The organism is Qipengyuania flava, assembly GCF_019448255.1.
Lineage (GTDB): Bacteria > Pseudomonadota > Alphaproteobacteria > Sphingomonadales > Sphingomonadaceae > Qipengyuania > Qipengyuania flava_A.
Genome location: NZ_CP080410.1, coordinates 1,626,341 through 1,641,233, shown reverse-complemented (window position 1 = coordinate 1,641,233; position 14,893 = coordinate 1,626,341). Strand labels below are relative to the sequence as shown.

Genomic DNA, 14,893 nt, shown 5'->3' with positions numbered 1-14,893 from the left:
TAAGCCCCCGTGATCTATGAAGTCCCGATTACCCGGTCAACGAGATTGGCGAGCTGTCCCAAACCCTCATAGCGCAGTGCCGACGAAGCGCCCTTTACGTCCGATGGGCCGAAGCCGGCCTCGAATCCGAGCTTTGCTGCTTCGCGCAGACGCAGGCCGCCGTGGGCCACCGGGCGTATCTCGCCTGCGAGCGAGACTTCGCCGAGCCACACGCTGCGTGCCGGGAGCGGCCGGTCCGCCATGGCGCTGACCAGCGCAGCGGCGACGGCAAGGTCGGCGGCGGGGTCCGAAAGGCGGTATCCGCCTGCCACGTTCAGGTAGACCTCGGCAGAGGAGAAGTTCAGCCCGCACCGGGATTCCAGCACGGCCAGCAGCATGGCGAGCCGCCCGCTGTCCCAGCCCACGACCGCGCGGCGCGGTGTCGCGCCCGATTGCAGGCGCACGATCAGCGCCTGGATTTCGACCAGGACCGGGCGGGTTCCTTCGATTGCCGGATAGACCGCGCTCCCAGCCATGGGCTCGTCACGACCGGAGAGGAACAGCATGGAGGGATTGTCGACTTCCTCCAGTCCTTCGCTGGCCATGGAAAACACGCCGATCTCGTCCACCGCGCCGAAGCGGTTCTTGAGCGCGCGCAGGATGCGGTACTGGTGGCTGCGTTCGCCTTCGAAGCTCATCACCACATCGACCATGTGTTCGAGCACGCGCGGACCCGCGATGTTCCCGTCCTTGGTGACATGGCCGACCAGCACCAGGGCGACGCCATTTTCCTTGGCGTAACGGATCAATTCGAACGCGCAGCCGCGCACCTGGCTGACCGTTCCGGGCGCCCCTTCGATCGTGTCGGAATGCATCGTCTGGATCGAGTCGATCACCATCAGCTTGGGCGTTTCCATCGTGCCCAGCGTGGTCAGGATATCGCGCACACCGGTCGCCGCGGCGAGCTTTACCGGCGCATCGGACAGACCAAGCCGCGCGGCCCGCATGCGCACCTGTGCAGAGGCTTCTTCGCCGCTGACATAGACTACGCCGTGCCCTTCCCGCGCAATTCGCGCCGCGGCCTGCAGCAGGAGGGTCGATTTCCCGATCCCCGGGTCGCCGCCGAGAAGAATCGCCGAGCCGGGCACGAGGCCGCCACCGAGGGCGCGGTCGAACTCCGCAAGACCCGTAGGTTGCCGGGTCGGCAAGGCACCCGGCTTGTCGAGATCGACGAACTCCACCGCGCGCCCGCCGCTCGACAGGTCGTGCTTCATCGAGAACACTGTTGCCGGTGCATCTTCGACCAGCGTGTTCCATTCTGCGCAGTCGGCGCACTGGCCCTGCCAGCGGTGCGAGACGCTGCCACAGGCCTGGCAGACATAGCGTTTCTTGGGTTTCGCCATGGCTGTTTGATAAGCGGAACATTTGCGGAACGCAATTGCCTTCCGCAATTTATCCCGCCATGACGATGAACGATGCGCCAGAAGGAATTGAGGATCGCACTGGTCTGCTACGGCGGGGTTAGCCTGGCGGTCTATATGCACGGTGTCACGCGCGAGCTGTGGCAGCTGGCGCGCGCGAGCAGGGACTATCATTCCGGCACTCCGCCAAGGGGCGGCGTTGACGCGGTTTACCGCGCCATGCTGTCTCGCATTGCCGATGAGTGCGACCTCAAGCTGCGCGTCCTGCCCGACATCATGAGCGGCGCGAGCGCGGGCGGGATCAACGCGGTGTTCCTCGCCCAGGCGATCCATTCGGGCCAGTCGCTCGAACCTCTTACCGACCTGTGGCTGGAAGTTGCCGATGTCGACGAACTGGTCGATCCGGCCGCACGGCTGAAGTGGCGTTTTTCCAAGATCTGGGCGCAGCCCTTCGCCAACTGGATGCTCAGTCGGCCGGGCAGCGACCTTTCAGACACGGTTGCGCCGGAGACCCAGGCGGAAGTGGAGCGCAAGGTCTCCCACCTCATTCGCGGGCGCTGGTTCGAACCGCCGTTTTCAGGACTCGGTTTTTCCAAGCTGCTCGAACGGGCGTTTAGCGCCATGGCCGAAAGCGAGGCGGAAGGGCCCCTGCTGCCACCCGGTCATCCGCTCGACCTCTATGTCACGGCGACCGATTTCCATGGCTATCTGGAAGAGCTGCGGCTTCACAGCCCGCCGGTTGTCGAAGATACCGAACACCGGATGCCGATCACGTTCCGCTCGCGCACGCCGATCGTGGGCGGGGCCGATCTCGCTAATCCGCTCGAGCTTGTCTTTGCTGCGCGCGCAACGGCTAGTTTCCCAGGTGCGTTCCCGCCGCTGAGGCTGGAGGAAATAGACACGCTTTCTGACCTTACCGAGCGCGCCTGGCCCGAACGCGAGGATTTTCTCGACCGCATCATGTCGGTTCATGTTGCGCGGGAAAGCGTTGAAAACGTGTCGCTTATCGATGGATCGGTGCTGGTGAACAAGCCCTTTGCAGGCGCGATTGCTGCACTCGAAGGGCGCCCTGCGCAGCGCGAAGTGGACCGCCGTTTCGTCTATGTCGATCCACGCCCCGATCGCTTCAGCAACCGCGGGGCAGCGAAGAGCGAGCCGGTGGGTTTCTTCTCCGCCATCTTCGGATCGCTTTCCACGCTCCCGCGCGAACAGCCGATCCGCGACAACCTCGAGCAGCTAGAAGAACAGAGCCGCGAGGCCGAACGCCTGGGGCGCATGGTTGCCGCGCTCCGGCCGGAAGTGGATGGCGCGGTCGACAAGCTGTTCGGGCGGACGCTGTTTCTCGATCGCCCTACGCCTGCCCGTCTCAAGGCCTGGCGGCAGAAGGCCCAGCAGGCCGCAGCCGAGCGCGCGGGATACGCGTTTCACGCTTATGCGCAGGCAAAGTTCACCGGGATCCTCGCACGCCTTTCGCGCCTGACGTTGGAAGCGGCGCCGCATCTTGGGTTCGACGATCCATCCCCGATCGAGGAGAGCTTGCGCGAAGAGCTTGTCAGGCGCGGGCTCGGAACGCTGGCCGGCAGTTCGGGCGGTGCATCGCCGCAGGCCATCGCCTTTTTCCGCGAACACGATATCGGATTTCGCATCCGCCGCCTGCGCCTCCTCGCCCGGCGCCTTGCGCGGGACTGGGAAGCGGATCCCGAGATACCCGACGATGCGCTCGAAGAGGCGCGCGACGCGGTCTACGCAATTCTCGCTCTCTATTTCGAGAAAGAAGGCATGCGGGCTCTTGGTTCCGGGTTCCAGCCATATGCCGAGGATGTGATGGCAAGCCCCGGCGCACTGCTTGACCGGATTGAGGCCTTGCGCCTCTTGCCCGACCTAGACGACCGCGCTGAAATCATGCTCGCGGCAGCCATGGAGCGGATGCCCAAAAACCTGCGTCGCCGCTCCCTGCTGACCTATCTGGGCTTCCCGTTTTACGACGTCGCGACCCTGCCGCTCCTGCGCAATGAGGGGCTGACCGAATTCGACCCGGTGAAGGTCGATCGCATCAGCCCCGACGACGCGCGTAGTCTCCGCGAGGGTGGGACACGGGCGACCTTGCGAGGGATTGAGTTCTACAATTTTGGCGCTTTCTTCAGCCGGGACTACCGCGAGAACGATTACCTCTGGGGACGCCTGCACGGCGCGGAGCGCATGATCGACCTGATCAGTTCCACCCTTGCGACACCTTTCGACGAAGCAACGCTGCGTGCCTTCAAACGCGACGCATTCCATGCGGTTCTGGACGAGGAACAGTCGGCCGAGCGGTGCAACCAGCGGCTGATCGACGAAATCCGGTCCGAAGTCGTGGAGCGATTACCCTAGCTCTCGGCGCGGCCGAAGAAAAGAAGCATGACAAGCCGCGCGCTGTCGTCATCTGTTCCGAAGCCGGGCGCTGCGTTGTGAAACTGCCAGGGCGAGAAGAGCACGAGGCGGTTAAACCGCATCGGCACGCGCATCACGCGTTCCCACTTCGCGGGCTGCGTCGTGTCCTTGTTGACGACGTCCGCAACAAGATCGTCGAGATTGTCGTACCCTGTCGCGGCCAATTCTGCGCCGTTCTGCGGCACGCGTTCGAGCCCTGTCCGCTTGTGGCGGAAAAAATCCGTCCCGCCCGCGCCGGGACGCGCGCAATCCTCGGGACGCGAGAGATACAGGATGCCGGAATAAAAGGCCGGGTCGACGTGCACGCCGCTGCGGCCCTTGTCGCTCTTGCGCGTAAGCCGGCAATGGCCGTGCTCGGTCCCCGGTGCGCCGACCAGCTTGGTGCCGACATGGCGCGAAACCGCGGCGTTGATGCCGTCCATCGGCAGAGCGGTTGTGGAATCCCGGCCCGGGTAATTCCCGCCGCTGCCAGGAGCCGCATAGTCGAGCGCCAGCGCGGCGCGCCGGGCGGCCCAGGGGTCGGTCAGGAAATCGTCGATGATGGTAAGCGATGGCAGCATGGAAGAGCGCTTATCGCGGCCTCCACCCGGCTTGGCAATCACCCGCCGAAGGCATCCCTCAGCTTGTCGAAGAAGCCGCGGCTTTCGGGACACTCGTCGCCGGTTTCCAGCTCGCGGAACTCCTCGAGCAGGGCGCGCTGTTCCTTGCTGAGCTTGGTCGGCGTCTCGACGGCAATCTCGACCACCAGGTCACCGCGTCCGCGGCCCTGCAGTACCGGCATGCCCGCGCCGCGCTGGCGCAGCTGCTTGCCCGACTGGATCCCGGCCGGGATTTCGAGCGTCACTTCTTCACCATCGAGATTGGGAATGTCGATCGAGCCGCCGAGAGCGGCCGTGGTGAAGCTGATCGGCACGCGCGTGGCAAGCGTTGTGCCTTCACGCTGGAAAATTTCGTGCGGCTTCACATGCACGAAAATGTAGAGATCGCCCGGAGGCGCGCCGCGCGGGCCCGCTTCGCCCTTGCCCGACAGGCGGATGCGCGTGCCGGTGTCGACCCCGGGAGGAATATCGACCTCGAGCGCCTGGGGCTTGTCGATCCGCCCTTCCCCGCGGCAATCGCGGCACGGCGAGGTGATGACTTCGCCGCTGCCATGGCAGTTGGGGCACGGCCGTTCGACCACGAAGAAGCCCTGCTTGGCTCGCACGTTGCCCTGGCCATGGCACAGGTTGCAGGTGCGCGCGCGGGTGCCGGGCGTGGCGCCCGAGCCGTGGCAGGTGTCGCAGTTCTGGGAGACTTCGATCTCGATCTGGGTCGACTTGCCGTGGAAGGCCTCTTCCAGATTGATCTGCATGTCATAGCGCAGGTCGGCGCCGCGGCGCGGTCGGGCCCGCCCGCCGCCGCCGAAAGCGCTACCGAAGATGGTCTCGAAAATATCGCCGAGGTCGCCGAAATCCGCCCCGCCCTGGCCGGAACCGGGCCCGCCCTGCTGGAAGGCCGCGTGGCCATAACGGTCGTAGGCCGCGCGTTTCTGCGGATCCTTGAGCACTTCATACGCTGCGCTCACGGCCTTGAAGGTGTTCTCGCTTTCGGTGCAGCCGGGGTTGCGGTCCGGATGGTGCTTCATCGCCATCTTGCGATAGGCCGACTTGATCGTCGCCCCATCGGCATCGCGGCTTACGCCCAGCAGCTCGTAAAGATCGGTTTCGGTCGTCGACATGGCAATCCAATGGCTAATCGCCACCGGCGCGCGGTGGCACCGGTGGCGATTGGCTTTTCATTCAGCGATCAGTTCTTCGCGTCTTCGTCGACTTCGGAGAATTCGGCGTCGACCACCTCTTCCTCCGACGAGCTGTCCGAACCGGCGTCGCCGCCTTCCGGAGCATCCGAAGCGGCATTGGCCTGCTCCTGCTCGTAGATCGACTGGCCCATCTTCATCGCGCTCTGCGACAGGTCCTGGGCCTTGGCGTTGATGTCGGCCGCATCGTCGCCTTCGAGCGCGGTCTTGAGCGCTGCGACCTTCTCTTCGACTTCGCTCTTCAGCGAGGCGTCGATCTTGTCGCCATGTTCCTCAAGCTGCTTCTCGGTCGCGTGGACGAGGCTGTCGGCCTGGTTGCGGGCTTCCGCGCCTTCGCGGCGCTTCTTGTCCTCGTCGGCGAACTTCTCGGCGTCCTGGACCATCTGTTCGATGTCGTCGTCCGAAAGACCGCCCGAAGCCTGGATGCGGATCTGCTGTTCCTTGCCCGTACCCTTGTCCTTGGCCGACACGTTCACGATGCCGTTCGCGTCGATGTCGAAGGTAACTTCGATCTGCGGAACACCGCGCGGTGCGGCCGGGATGCCGACCAGGTCGAACTGGCCAAGCAGCTTGTTGTCCGCCGCCATTTCGCGCTCGCCCTGGAAGACGCGGATGGTCACCGCGTTCTGGTTGTCCTCGGCGGTCGAGTAGGTCTGGGTCTTCTTGGTCGGGATCGTGGTGTTGCGATCGATCATCTTGGTCATGATGCCGCCCAGCGTTTCGATACCCAGCGACAGCGGGGTCACGTCGAGCAGGAGCACGTCCTTGACGTCGCCCTGGAGAACGCCGGCCTGGATGGCGGCACCCATGGCGACGACTTCATCGGGGTTCACGCCGGTGTGCGGCTTCGAACCGAAGAACTCTTCCACGACTTCACGAACCTTGGGCATGCGGGTCATGCCGCCGACCAGGATCACTTCGTCGATTTCGTCCTTCGAAACGCCTGCGTCGGCCAGAGCCTTCTTACAAGGCTCGAGCGTGCGCTTGATCAGGTCGCCAACGAGCTGTTCGAGCTTCGAACGGCTGATCGTTTCGACGAGGTGCAGCGGGGTCGAGCTGCCGCCTTCCATGCGGGCGGTGATGAAGGGCAGGTTGACTTCGGTCTGGGCCGAGCTCGACAGTTCGATCTTGGCCTTTTCGGCTGCTTCCTTGAGGCGCTGCAGGGCGAGCTTGTCGGTCCGGAGATCCATGTTCTCCTTCTTCTTGAACTCGTCTGCAAGGTATTCGACGATCGCGCTGTCGAAGTCTTCACCGCCCAGGAAGGTGTCGCCGTTGGTCGACTTCACTTCGAAGACGCCGTCGCCGATCTCGAGGACCGAGACGTCGAAGGTGCCGCCGCCAAGGTCGTAGACGGCGATGGTCTTGCCGTCTTCCTTATCCATGCCATAGGCGAGCGCCGCTGCGGTCGGCTCGTTGATGATGCGCAGCACTTCGAGACCCGCGATCTGACCGGCGTCCTTTGTCGCCTGGCGCTGCGCGTCGTTGAAGTATGCGGGAACGGTGATCACGGCCTGCGTGACGGTTTCACCGAGATAGCTCTCGGCGGTTTCCTTCATCTTCTGGAGGATGAAGGCGGAAACCTGGCTGGGCGAATACTCTTCGCCCCCGGCTTCGACCCATGCGTCGCCGTTCTTGCCCTTGACGATGTCATAGGGAACGAGGCCCATGTCCTTCTTGGTCAGCGGATCGTCGAACCGGCGGCCGATCAGACGCTTGATCGCGAAGAGGGTGTTGTCCGGGTTGGTGACGGCCTGGCGCTTGGCAGGCTGGCCGATCAGGCGTTCGTTGTCCTTGGTGAAGGCAACGATCGAAGGCGTCGTGCGCGCGCCTTCCGAATTCTCGACAACCTTGGGCTTGCCCCCGTCCATAACAGCAACGCAGCTGTTGGTGGTGCCAAGGTCGATACCGATAACTTTGCTCATGGTTTCCCCATCTGTTTCAAGTCGTTGGACACCGCTCAGCTGGTTCCCCGTGAAGTGGCGGAACCGGTCGGCGGCTCTATCCGGTGGTGTGTTACACGGGTGATATAGGTGCGGTTTCTCTTGGCACAAGGGAGTGGCGGCGCTAGTTTTTTCGCCGAGTACGAAGAGGGGAAAATTCGATGAGAATGACGCGTTTTGCGCCGCTGGCGCTGGCCATCGGCAGCCTTGCTGTTGCAGCCTGTTCGAGCGAACCGGAGGCCGCAGCGGTGGTCGACGATGTCACGCTGGAAGTCTCGAACGCGCGCCTGATGCTGCCTGCGGTCGAGGGTAATCCGGGAGCCATTTATTTCGACGTCAAGAACACGGGCGAGAAGAACTACGCCATCCGCCGCGCCGATGTGGCCGGTGCCAGCAGCGCGGAGCTGCACGGCTCGATGGAGATGCAGGGCCAGATGATGATGGACAGCGTTGGCCAGATCCTGGTCAATGCAGGCGATACCGAGAGCCTCGAGCCGGGCGGGTTCCATGTCATGGTGTTCGATCTCGAACCCACGCTCGAGGCCGGCGGTACGACCGACATGACGCTGACCGTGGTCGGCGGGAAGACCAAGACGTTCCCGGTCGAGATCCGCGCTGCGGGTGACGAACGCTGAGCGAGGGGCGCGACACGCTCGGGCTGGAAAGCCATGAAAAAGCTGTTGCGCCCTCCTGCCCCGCCGGTGGAGAGCGGGCGCTTACTTCTGGTGAGATTGCGCTGGCCCGCTCTGTTTTCGGGAATGCGATCGACTATGACCGGGTGACCATCCGGCGGCGCAAGTGGTTTGTGTTCCAGCCGCGCCGCATCACCATGGCCCCGCGCGGTCATGTTTATTTCCATCCTCGCGGCGATGCCTATTGCGATGACTTTTCGCAGGTGAACACATTGCGTCAGGGATTGCTCATCCACGAGCTGGTCCATGTCTGGCAGGTCCAGACGCGCGGCGACTGGTACCTTGTGACCCGCCGCATGCCTTGGGCGCGATACGATTATTCGCTCAAGCCCGGATGGCCGCTCGAGAAATACGGTATCGAACAGCAGGCGGAAATCGTGAAACACGCCTTTTGGCTGAGGAACGGGGTCCGGGTGGCCGGAGTGTCCGATGCATCGGCCTACGACATGCTCGTTCGCTTTCCCGGGGCGACCGCCTGACGTTACGGCATCGGCGAGTTATCCACCGCCTTCGATTGAGCAATCCGGTTTCATTCGATACGAATGCGCGCATTGACCGGGCGGCCCAACCCGCGCCCGGCAATGAGTCACTACAATGGAGCTTAAAGACTACGGTATGAGCCGCGAGCGCGGCTATCTTTCGCACTACGAAATCGATGAGATCACCCTTCCCGACCGCTTCGCACCGATTGTCGAAGCAGCGGGGGTCCTCTCCGGATTGCTGACATCGGGCCGTGTGCGCCAATGGCTGGACGCCCTGCCCGATCCCGACATCGAAGACTGGGCCAAGGCCGCCCCCGAAGAAGAGGTCCGCACCGCCATGGTGCACTACTCCTTCCTCGTGCAGGCCTATGTGTGGGGTGAGCCCGAGCCGCCGACCCACCTGCCGGCCAATCTCGCCCGCCCGATGTGCGCGCTCGCCGATCGCCTCGGCCAGGCGCCGCTGCTTCCCTATTCGGGATACGTGCTCGACAACTGGTACCGGATCGACAAGTCGGGCCCGATCACGCTCGACAACATCGTCATGCATCAGAACTTCCTCGGCGGCGCAGACGAGAACTGGTTCGTGCTGGTCCATGTCGCCATCGAAGCGGAAGCCGGCGTCCTGCTCGACAACGCGGCCAGGCTGGTGACGATCGCCAGAGAAAACGACGAGGACGAAGCAACCCGCCTGCTGAAGGAAATGGACGAGGCGTGGGAGCGCATTTACGCCCACTTCGCCCGCATGCCCGAACAGTGCGATCCGTACATCTACTTCCACCGCGTGCGGCCCTACATCCATGGCTGGGCGAACAATCCGGCACTCAAGGATGGCGGGCTGGTCTATGAAGGTATCGAGAAGTTCGGCGGCGCGCCGCAGGCGTTCCGCGGCCAGACGGGTTCGCAAAGTTCGATCGTGCCTGCGATGGATGCGCTGTTCCAGGTCGGACACAGCGACGATCCATTGAAGAGCTTCCTCGACGAGTTGCACCACTACCGCCCGGTCGAGCACCGCCGCTTCATCGAGGACCTTGCCAGGCACTCGACGCTGCGCGATTTCGTCAGCGCGAGCAGCAACCAGGCGCTCAAGGATGCGTTCAACGCATGCCTCGAACAGTCCGCGCGCTTCCGCACGCGGCACCTCGAATACGCGGCCAGCTACATCAACAAGCAGGCCGGTTCGATTGCCGGCAACGATCCCGATGTCGGGACCGGCGGCACGCCCTTCATGAAATACCTGAAGAAGCATCGCGACGAAAACCGTGAGCAGGTCGTCGCCTGATCGCAGCCTGTCCGGAGTGGCCTAGTCGTAGGTCACTCCGGGCAAGCCCTGCCCACCATCGGCGATGAAGGCGTCGATGCGGGCCTCGAGCGCCGGTAGGGGCACCGAGCCGAGCGACAGCACCACATCGTGGAACTTGCGGATGTCGAAGTCCGCGCCCAGCGCCTCTTCGGCTTTCGCGCGGACGCGGCGCATCGTCATCTCGCCCAGCTTGTAGGCCAGCGCCTGACCCGGCCAGCTGATGTAGCGATCGATCTCCGTTCCCACCTCGCGGTCCGACAGGGCCGTGTGGCTGGAGAGGTAATCGACCGCCTGTTCTCGGGTCCAGCCATAGTGGTGGAGGCCCGTGTCGATAACCAGGCGCGCTGCGCGCCACATTTCGTAGGACAGCTGACCGAAGCGCTCATAGGGCGTGCGATAGATGCCCATCTCGTTGCCGAGATACTCGGTGTAGAGGCCCCAGCCCTCCCCAAAGCCGGAGAAGTAGGTCTGGCGCCGGAAGCGCGGTGCATCCTCGCGTTCCAGCGCGATGGCTGCCTGGAAGGAATGGCCCGGCGCGCATTCGTGCATGGTCAGAGCGGGGATGTTGTAGACCGGGCGCGAAGGCAGGTCGTGCGTGTTGATCTGGCAGTATTCCAGCCCGCCGCGACCCGCGGTGTAGAAGGGCGCGATGGCCGGATCGACCGGGCGCAGACCATGGCGATAACGCGGCAGAAAGCCGAAGAAGTCGTCCAGCTTGTCGTCCACCCGCTTGGCCGTATAGGCGGCGACCCCCATCAGCTCGTCGGGCGTATCCGCCACGAACTGCGGATCGGTGCGCAGGAAGGTGATGAATTCGGCGAGCGTGCCGTCGAAACCCGCATCGGCCTTGGCCTTTTCCATTTCGGCGGTGATGCGCGCGACCTCGTCGAGCCCGATCTGGTGGATTTCCTCCGCGGTCAGGTCGAGGGTCGTGTATTGCCGGATCTGCTGCTGGTAATAAGCCGCGCCGTCGGGAAATTCGCTCGCGCCCAGCGTAGTGCGGGCATTCGGCAGATACTCGTCACGGAAGAAGGCAAGCAGCTTCGCATAAGCCGGCGTTACGAACTCGGCGATGGCTTCCCGGCCAGAATCCTCGATCAGCGTGCGTTCCTGCGGCGAGAAGTGGTCGGGAATGGCCGCGAAGGGACGCCAGAACGGGCTGTCTTCGGGGTTGTCGACAACATAGGAGGCAATCGAAACATCGCGCCCTTCCAGCGTTACCCGGGGAACCGAGAAACCACGCTCCAGCCCGGCGCGCGAATTGGCGATCTGCTCATCGAAATAGCGCGGGATATCGCTGATCCGGCCGATGTATTTCTCGTAGTCCTCGATCGAATTGAAGCCGCCACGGCCTGCAAGGTAGGACCAGAAGTTGCTGTCGCTGTCGAACGGCATCTCCCACTCGGAGAACTGCGCATCGCCAATGTGTCCCTGCAACAGGGTGCGAAGGACCAGCGCGTTGGTCTTTGCCTCCGCGCTGAGGGCCGCGTTGTCGATTGCCTCGAGCTGGCCGAGAAATTCCGCATACCGCGCCGCCCGCGCTTGCTGGGTCTCGGGCGTGACCGAAGTCAGCTCAAACCCGCTCTCGATCCCGCCCGAGGGACTCTCGGTGACGCGGTATTGCTCAAGCTGGTAATCGTAATAGGCGTCCGCCAGCGCCGAAAGCCGTTCGTCCGAGCTGTCCTGTGCGGCAAGTGGGCTTGCGAACGCAGAGGCGACGAAGACCGCCGCTCCGAAAATGGCAGTCTTCATCGAAATTCCCCCTGTGTATCGCAATCAGTCCGGCTTCTTCGCGACCCCGACCATGGCCGGGCGCAGCAGGCGGTCCTTGATCATGTAGCCGGCCTGCATTTCCTGCACGATGGTGCCGGGTTCGGCCTCGTCGGTCGGGATTTCCATCATCGCCTGGTGCTGGTTCGGGTCTAGCGGCATGCCCTTTGCGGCGATGCGCGTGATGCCGTTCTGGCCGAACACCTTTTCGAGCTCGCGCTGGGTTGCTTCGATGCCGGCGATGAAGTTTTTTGCCTTCTCGCTCTCGCGCAGCTCTTCGGGGACGTGATCGAGCGCGCGCGACAGATTGTCCGCCACGCTCAGAATATCGCGGGCGAAGTTGGTGGCGCCGTAATTGCGCGCATCCTGCACGTCCTTTTCAAGGCGGCGGCGCACGTTCTGCGTTTCGGCGCGGGCGTAGAGGACGTCCTGCATCGCCTTGTCGAGATCGCCCTTGAGATTGGCAAGCGCGTCTTCGAGGCCGTTGCCGTCATCGTCAGCGCCATCGTCGCGCAGGTGTTCGGGAACGCCTTCCATCTCGCGAGCCACTTCTTCGTCGACCGCCTTGTCCTGCGGTTCTTTGTTGTTCTCGTCGTTCACTGAAAAACCCTGTTAGCCTATTCTTTTGCCCAAGGACCGGGCCGTAAAATCCACCATGGGGACGACCCGCGCGTAATTCAACCGAGTCGGCCCGATAACGCCGAGCACGCCGACCACCTTGCCCTCGCGGTCGCGATAGGGCGAGGCGATGACCGAGGAGCCGGAAAGCGAGAACAAGCGGTTCTCGCTGCCGATGAAGATTCGCATGGCATCGGCCCGCCGTGCGCGTTCGAGCAGGCTGGCGACCGACTGCTTGCTTTCAAGGTCGTCGAGCAGGGAACGCACCCGCTCGATATCGCCGAGCGCGGCTTCGTCGAGCAGGTTGGCCTGCCCGCGCACGATCAGGACCGGGCGGCTCGAGGCGTCCTCGCTCCAGGTCGCAAGGCCGCGTTGCACGAGATCGCGGCTCGCTTCGTCGAGCGCGGACTTCCCGCTCGCGATTTCGTTTTCGACGAGGCTTGCCGCTTCGGCCAGCGTGCGGCCCGAAGTGCGCGCGGTGAGGTAATTGCTCGCCTGTTCGAGCGAAGTGCCAAGTGCTTCGGCCGGAAGCGCCACGATACGGTTTTCGATGTGCCCGTCTTCGCCGACCAGAACGGCCAGCACCCGGTTCGCGTCGAGCGCGGTGAGCGACACCTGCGCCAGCCTTGGTTCGCGCGTGGGGACCATCACCATCCCAGCAGCGCCCGAAAGGTCGGAGAGCAGCGCGCTGGTTTCTTCAAGCGCGCGCTCGATCGGACCGGGTTCGGAGAGGCGCTGCTCGATCGCGGCGCGCTCCTCGCGGGTCGGTTCGGCAACCTGCATCATCGCGTCGACGAACAGGCGCAGCCCGCTTTCGGTGGGCATCCGGCCCGCGCTGGTGTGCGGAGCGGCAAGCAGGCCGCGCTGTTCCAGTTCGGCAAGAACCGAGCGGATCGAGGCGGGCGACAAGTTCACTCCGCCCTCGCCCGCCAGAGCCTTGGAACCAACCGGCGTGCCGCTGTCGAGATAGCCTTCGACTACGAGACGGAAGATCTCGCGAGCGCGGTCGGACAGGTCGGTGAGCGGCGGGGAATTCATACCCCCCTATCTAGCCACTCCCCTTGCGGCATCAAGGCCCATGCGCCAAACGCCGCTGCGAGATTCGCCTGTATTGGAGAGACCCATGCGACCTTCCGGCCGTGCGCCCGACGAAATGCGCGCCATCACCATCGAGACCGGCTACACCAAGCACGCCGAGGGCAGCTGCCTGATCAGCTTCGGCGAAACGCGCGTGCTGTGCACCGCATCGGTCGAAGAACGGATCCCGCCGTGGCTGCGCGGCAAGGGTGAAGGCTGGGTCACTGGCGAATATTCGATGCTCCCGCGCGCCACGCACACCCGCGGCCAGCGCGAAGCGGCCAAGGGCAAGCAGAGCGGCCGTACGCAGGAAATCCAGCGCCTCATTGGCCGCTCGCTGCGCGCCGTTGTCGACATGAAGAAGCTTGGCGAGCGCCAAATCACGCTCGATTGCGATGTGATCCAGGCCGATGGCGGCACGCGCACGGCCTCCATCTCGGGCGCCTGGGTGGCGCTGCGCCTTGCCGTTGACGGGCTGATGAAGTCGGGCGCGATCACCGAAGACCCGATCACTGCCAAGGTCGCGGCGATTTCCTGCGGTGTCTACAAGGGCACGCCCGTGCTCGACCTCGATTACCCCGAGGACAGCAACGCCGATGCCGACGCCAATTTCGTGCTGATCGAAGGCGGCAAGATCGCCGAGGCTCAGGCAACGGCCGAAGGCGCACCCTATGATGAAGAAGCCTTCCTGCGCCTCCTGCGCCTCGCCCAGATGGGCTGCGCCGACATCTTCCGCGCGCAGGACGAGGCAACCCGCAAATGACACGCCGCATCGGTTCGGGCACGTTGGTCATTGCCACGCATAACGCGGGAAAGCTCAAGGAGATTTCCGCGCTGCTCGAACCCTACGGCGTGAAATGCATCTCCGCCGGTTCGCTCGGCCTGCCCGAGCCGGAGGAAACCGGCACCACCTTCGTGCAGAACGCGCTGCTCAAGGCGCGCGCGGCGGCGGAGGCTTCAGGGCTGGTGGCTCTCGCCGACGACAGCGGGTTGTCGGTCGAGGCGCTGGGCGGCCGTCCGGGCGTCTACACCGCCGACTGGGCCGAACGCCAGTGGTTCGAAGGCGAGCCGGGGCGCGACTGGTACATGGCCATGGGCAAGGTCGAAGGGATGTTGCAGGAAAAGGGCGCGGGGGTCGACCGCACCTGCGCCTTCCACTGCGTCCTCGCCCTCGCCTGGCCCGATGGCGAACAGCTCGTCTACGAAGGCACTGCGCCAGGCACCCTCACCTGGCCCCCGCGCGGCGAAATGGGCTTTGGCTACGATCCCGTATTCGTCCCCGAGGGCCGCGAACAGACCTTTGCCGAGATCGCGCCGGAAGAGAAACACGCCATCAGCCACCGGGCCGACGCCTTTGCAAAGCTGGTCGCCGAGCAGTTCGGCTAAGGT

The 14,893-nt window shown here is 64.1% G+C and carries 13 protein-coding genes; 6 read left to right on the top strand and 7 right to left on the bottom strand.

All coding sequences use genetic code 11. From position 1 onward, the window contains the following. Nucleotides 1-14: 14 nt before the first annotated feature. A complete protein-coding gene (gene radA / locus KUV82_RS08105; protein WP_219953800.1) occupies nucleotides 15-1,382 on the bottom strand; it encodes a DNA repair protein RadA in 1,368 nt (455 codons plus the stop codon). A gap of 72 nt (nucleotides 1,383-1,454) precedes the next feature. Here radA and KUV82_RS08100 point away from each other — a divergent pair, with 72 nt between their 5' ends. Further along, entirely contained in the window at nucleotides 1,455-3,770 is a 2,316-nt protein-coding gene (locus KUV82_RS08100; protein ID WP_219953799.1) for a patatin-like protein, read from the top strand. On the opposite strand, the gene KUV82_RS08095 is transcribed toward KUV82_RS08100, so the two are convergent. The 3 genes from KUV82_RS08095 to dnaK form a co-directional block, all read right to left on the bottom strand. After that, nucleotides 3,767-4,390 (bottom strand): DUF6445 family protein, encoded by a 624-nt coding sequence (locus tag KUV82_RS08095; RefSeq protein ID WP_219953798.1) that lies wholly within the window; start codon nucleotides 4,388-4,390, stop codon nucleotides 3,767-3,769. The two genes, KUV82_RS08100 and KUV82_RS08095, sit on opposite strands and share 4 nt — an antisense overlap. Before the next feature lie 38 nt (nucleotides 4,391-4,428). Further along, nucleotides 4,429-5,547: a molecular chaperone DnaJ gene (dnaJ, locus tag KUV82_RS08090; RefSeq protein WP_219953797.1), complete on the bottom strand. Its 1,119-nt coding sequence runs from the start codon at nucleotides 5,545-5,547 to the stop codon at nucleotides 4,429-4,431. Between the two features lie 68 nt (nucleotides 5,548-5,615). Beyond that, nucleotides 5,616-7,547, bottom strand: a complete 1,932-nt coding sequence (gene dnaK / locus KUV82_RS08085; RefSeq protein WP_219953795.1) for a molecular chaperone DnaK — start codon at nucleotides 7,545-7,547, stop codon at nucleotides 5,616-5,618. A 179-nt stretch (nucleotides 7,548-7,726) separates the two neighbouring features. Here dnaK and KUV82_RS08080 point away from each other — a divergent pair, with 179 nt between their 5' ends. The 3 genes from KUV82_RS08080 to KUV82_RS08070 all read left to right on the top strand — a co-directional run bounded on the left by KUV82_RS08080 (nucleotide 7,727) and on the right by KUV82_RS08070 (nucleotide 10,018). Then, nucleotides 7,727-8,200, top strand: coding sequence for a copper chaperone PCu(A)C (locus KUV82_RS08080; RefSeq protein WP_258319684.1), 474 nt, complete (start codon nucleotides 7,727-7,729; stop codon nucleotides 8,198-8,200). 23 nt (nucleotides 8,201-8,223) lie between these two features. Continuing rightward, nucleotides 8,224-8,736 (top strand): vgr related protein, encoded by a 513-nt coding sequence (locus KUV82_RS08075; RefSeq protein WP_219956257.1) that lies wholly within the window; start codon nucleotides 8,224-8,226, stop codon nucleotides 8,734-8,736. Between the two features lie 115 nt (nucleotides 8,737-8,851). Further along, entirely contained in the window at nucleotides 8,852-10,018 is a 1,167-nt protein-coding gene (locus KUV82_RS08070) for an indoleamine 2,3-dioxygenase (protein ID WP_219953794.1), read from the top strand. A gap of 21 nt (nucleotides 10,019-10,039) precedes the next feature. Here the strand turns inward: KUV82_RS08070 and KUV82_RS08065 are convergent, their stop codons facing one another. The 3 genes from KUV82_RS08065 to hrcA all read right to left on the bottom strand — a co-directional run bounded on the left by KUV82_RS08065 (nucleotide 10,040) and on the right by hrcA (nucleotide 13,465). Next, nucleotides 10,040-11,791, bottom strand: a complete 1,752-nt coding sequence (locus KUV82_RS08065; RefSeq protein WP_219953793.1) for a DUF885 domain-containing protein — start codon at nucleotides 11,789-11,791, stop codon at nucleotides 10,040-10,042. A gap of 24 nt (nucleotides 11,792-11,815) precedes the next feature. Next, nucleotides 11,816-12,346 (bottom strand): nucleotide exchange factor GrpE, encoded by a 531-nt coding sequence (grpE, locus tag KUV82_RS08060; protein WP_375541241.1) that lies wholly within the window; start codon nucleotides 12,344-12,346, stop codon nucleotides 11,816-11,818. A gap of 75 nt (nucleotides 12,347-12,421) precedes the next feature. Continuing rightward, entirely contained in the window at nucleotides 12,422-13,465 is a 1,044-nt protein-coding gene (hrcA, locus tag KUV82_RS08055; protein WP_219953791.1) for a heat-inducible transcriptional repressor HrcA, read from the bottom strand. 85 nt (nucleotides 13,466-13,550) lie between these two features. Here hrcA and rph point away from each other — a divergent pair, with 85 nt between their 5' ends. Both rph and rdgB read left to right on the top strand, forming a co-directional pair. Next, nucleotides 13,551-14,267, top strand: a complete 717-nt coding sequence (gene rph, locus KUV82_RS08050; protein WP_219953790.1) for a ribonuclease PH — start codon at nucleotides 13,551-13,553, stop codon at nucleotides 14,265-14,267. Then, nucleotides 14,264-14,890 (top strand): RdgB/HAM1 family non-canonical purine NTP pyrophosphatase, encoded by a 627-nt coding sequence (rdgB, locus tag KUV82_RS08045; RefSeq protein WP_219953789.1) that lies wholly within the window; start codon nucleotides 14,264-14,266, stop codon nucleotides 14,888-14,890. The genes rph and rdgB overlap by 4 nt, the downstream gene beginning before the upstream one ends. Nucleotides 14,891-14,893 lie beyond the last annotated feature (3 nt).

Excerpts from the sequence above, each read along its gene's own strand:
- dnaK (WP_219953795.1), bottom strand. The coding sequence starts at position 7,547 with ATGAGCAAAGTTATCGGTATCGACCTTGGCACCACCAACAGCTGCGTT.
- KUV82_RS08070 (WP_219953794.1), top strand. The coding sequence starts at position 8,852 with ATGGAGCTTAAAGACTACGGTATGAGCCGCGAGCGCGGCTATCTTTCG.
- KUV82_RS08080 (WP_258319684.1), top strand. The coding sequence starts at position 7,727 with ATGAGAATGACGCGTTTTGCGCCGCTGGCGCTGGCCATCGGCAGCCTT.
- hrcA (WP_219953791.1), bottom strand. The coding sequence starts at position 13,465 with ATGAATTCCCCGCCGCTCACCGACCTGTCCGACCGCGCTCGCGAGATC.
- rdgB (WP_219953789.1), top strand. The coding sequence starts at position 14,264 with ATGACACGCCGCATCGGTTCGGGCACGTTGGTCATTGCCACGCATAAC.
- KUV82_RS08095 (WP_219953798.1), bottom strand. The coding sequence starts at position 4,390 with ATGCTGCCATCGCTTACCATCATCGACGATTTCCTGACCGACCCCTGG.
- dnaJ (WP_219953797.1), bottom strand. The coding sequence starts at position 5,547 with ATGTCGACGACCGAAACCGATCTTTACGAGCTGCTGGGCGTAAGCCGC.
- KUV82_RS08065 (WP_219953793.1), bottom strand. The coding sequence starts at position 11,791 with ATGAAGACTGCCATTTTCGGAGCGGCGGTCTTCGTCGCCTCTGCGTTC.
- radA (WP_219953800.1), bottom strand. The coding sequence starts at position 1,382 with ATGGCGAAACCCAAGAAACGCTATGTCTGCCAGGCCTGTGGCAGCGTC.
- rph (WP_219953790.1), top strand. The coding sequence starts at position 13,551 with ATGCGACCTTCCGGCCGTGCGCCCGACGAAATGCGCGCCATCACCATC.
- grpE (WP_375541241.1), bottom strand. The coding sequence starts at position 12,346 with ATGGAAGGCGTTCCCGAACACCTGCGCGACGATGGCGCTGACGATGAC.
- KUV82_RS08100 (WP_219953799.1), top strand. The coding sequence starts at position 1,455 with ATGCGCCAGAAGGAATTGAGGATCGCACTGGTCTGCTACGGCGGGGTT.